Origin of the sequence: Ureibacillus chungkukjangi, from assembly GCF_003217295.1 — a bacterium.
In the GTDB taxonomy this organism is placed as follows: Bacteria; Bacillota; Bacilli; order Bacillales_A; family Planococcaceae; genus Ureibacillus; species Ureibacillus chungkukjangi.
The window spans coordinates 1-1,891 of the sequence record NZ_QJTJ01000072.1 but is presented as its reverse complement, the minus strand read 5'-3'; the positions used below and the strand labels follow the sequence as shown (position 1 = coordinate 1,891).

Here is a 1,891-nt window from a genome sequence, read left to right as displayed (position 1 = left end):
CTTGTGCGCCCGGCATGCGCATGAACTATAGGGTGTAAGTCCCGAACCCCGAAGACAGAAGTAGAGGTTAGCCAAGAGCAAGGGTGTCCGTGGCGACGCGGAATCTGAAGGAAGCTGGAGGCAAAACACCGGTCCGAGGAACACGAATCTCATACAAGGCTAGTTACGACTGGATGAGTTTGCAAGACAAAACAAAGTCCTTTCTGTCGAAGGTCATACCTAGTAAATGAGGCGGATAGATGGTGTGAAAGTGCATGTGCTTACCCGGGGAGGTCTGATGGAAACATGAAGTACCCTTCATAACCTACTTGGTGACAAGTAGCTGAATCATCAGAAGTCAGCAGAGGTCATAGTACGATTGGGTCTAGAACCAGTCGGAAGGACTGAACAATTAAGAGAGATTAGCCCTTGGCTTTCCATCTAGAATGAATGAGCACAGAAAACAGAGAAACCTCACGCTTAGAAAGTAGTGGTGAATCCCACGAGGGTATTTGCGGAGGGTGGAGTTCAGATGGGCATAAGAAGATAAGCTAATCACGGAAAGGAACGAAATGGTGATGTTGAATCAAATTCTTGAACGGCAAAATATGATACAAGCGCTAAAGCGAGTTGAAGCGAATAAAGGAAGCCATGGAGTAGACATGATGCCCGTACAAACCTTACGACAGCACATGCTCGAAAATTGGGAAACCATTAAATCGCAGATTTTGAATGGAACCTATGAACCGCAACCAGTACGTCGAGTCGAAATCCCGAAACCAGATGGTGGTGTGCGTTTACTAGGTATCCCAACCGTGACAGACCGTTTGATTCAACAAGCTATCTCGCAGATTTTATCGAAGGAATATGACGAAACATTTTCGGACCACAGTTATGGATTCCGTCCAAATCGGAGCGCCCATGACGCCGTTCGGAAAGCAAAGGGTTATTTAAAGGAAGGTTATCGATGGGTAATTGACATGGATTTAGAGAAATTCTTCGATAAGGTTAATCATGACCGACTAATGGCAACATTAACGAAACGAATTTCAGATAAACCTTTATTAAAACTTATTCGTAAATACCTCCAAGCCGGTGTCATGATAAATGGAGTGGTTTCAAGTACAGAAGAAGGAACACCACAAGGTGGACCTTTAAGTCCTCTACTTTCAAACGTAGTTCTAGATGAACTTGATAAAGAGTTGGAGGAACGTGGACATAAATTCGTTCGATACGCAGATGATTGCAATATTTATGTGAAAACGGAACGTGCGGGGTTAAGAGTAATGGCGAGTGTACAAAGATTTATTGAGGGAAAACTTCGTTTAAAAGTAAACCAAAAGAAATCAGCAGTAGATCGTCCTTGGAACCGAAAGTTCTTAGGTTTTAGTTTCACGAATCACAAAGAACCAAAAGTTCGTCTTGCGAAAACAAGTCTAGTCCGAATGAAGATGAAAATACGAGAGATTACCTCAAGAAAGATGCCATATTCCATGGAATACAGAATCGAGAAGTTAAACCAGTATCTAATGGGGTGGTGTGGTTATTTTGCATTAGCAGATACAAGTTCCACATTCAAATCACTAGATAGCTGGATTAAAAGAAGATTAAGGATGTGTCTATGGAAGAATTGGAAGAAACCTCGAACAAGAGTCAGAAATCTTACTCGATTGAAAGTTCCTTTTGGAAAAGCATACGAGTGGGGAAACACCCGGAAAGGGTACTGGCGCATTTCTAATAGCCCCATATTACACAGAACCCTCGGCAATTCCTATTGGGAAAGCCAAGGGCTGAAAAGTCTGCAAGTTCGTTACGAAACTTTGCGTTATTCATCTTAATTGAACCGCCGTATACGGAACCGTACGTACGGTGGTGTGAGAGGTCGGGAGTTAATCACTCCCTCCTACTCGAT

At 43.2% G+C, this 1,891-nt stretch carries 1 protein-coding gene; it reads left to right on the top strand.

All coding sequences use genetic code 11. The features are described from left to right. Positions 1–554: 554 nt before the first annotated feature. Entirely contained in the window at positions 555–1,817 is a 1,263-nt protein-coding gene (gene ltrA, locus BJ095_RS18775; RefSeq protein WP_107937924.1) for a group II intron reverse transcriptase/maturase, read from the top strand. The last annotated feature ends 74 nt before the right edge of the window (positions 1,818–1,891 follow it).